The following is a 776-nucleotide window of genomic DNA, read 5'->3' on the forward strand; positions in this document are numbered from 1 at the left end:
TGATATTATTGCGAAACTCAGCGATCCGAAGCGAACCTGTACATGTCTGCTAGTGTATAACGATATTGCGGCAAATTATATTATCGATGGGCTAAAAGAAAAAGGCATCTCCATTCCTGAAGATGTTGCGATTGCCAGTTTTGATAATACCTTGCTGGCACAAACTAAAAAAATCACCAGCGTTGCACAGCCGGTAAATGAAATTGCTCACCTCGCGTTTCAGATGGTGAAGCATCAACAGCAGCCGGACAGTATTGAAATGCACGAAATTGTCTCTCGGTTAATTATTCGTGAGAGCAGCGTAAAAATTAATATTACTTCCCTGTAAGGGATGTATGTTGAGAAATGGCGCGACAATTTGCGCCATGGGCTCCTTTTAACAAAAAATAGGTATATTTATGTCTGCTACCGCAATGGAAAAGCCAAGTGCTTATGAAAAGCTGGGGCTGAGGGAGAAGATCGGCTACGGGATGGGTGACGCTGGTTCAGGAATGATATGGAGTGTACTGGCGCTCTATCTGACGTGGTTTTATACCGACGTCTATGGCCTGAATGCCGGGGTGGTGGGCACATTATTCCTCGTTATTCGCATCTTTGACGCTTTTAGCGATCCGCTGATGGGGGCAATCTGCGACCGCACCGTGTCACGCTGGGGAAAATTCCGTCCATGGCTATTATGGATGGCGCTTCCGTTTGGTCTGGGCGCGGTACTGATGTTCACGACCCCAGAACTCAGCATGAACGGTAAGATTATCTATGCCTGGGTTACCTATCTG

General features: G+C 46.5%; 2 protein-coding genes. Both read left to right on the forward strand.

Annotated features, from left to right (window positions below; genetic code table 11):
* Positions 1-328, forward strand: a 328-nt coding sequence (locus CWM53_RS10605) for a substrate-binding domain-containing protein (protein WP_165785067.1), incomplete at its 5' end; no start/stop codon positions are given.
* Positions 329-398: 70 nt separating this feature from the next.
* On the forward strand, positions 399-776 hold a 378-nt coding region (locus CWM53_RS10610), incomplete at its 3' end, for an MFS transporter (RefSeq protein WP_206062618.1).

This window comes from Klebsiella sp. A-Nf5 (genome assembly GCF_002810545.1).
GTDB classification, from domain to species: Bacteria; Pseudomonadota; Gammaproteobacteria; order Enterobacterales; family Enterobacteriaceae; genus Klebsiella; species Klebsiella variicola.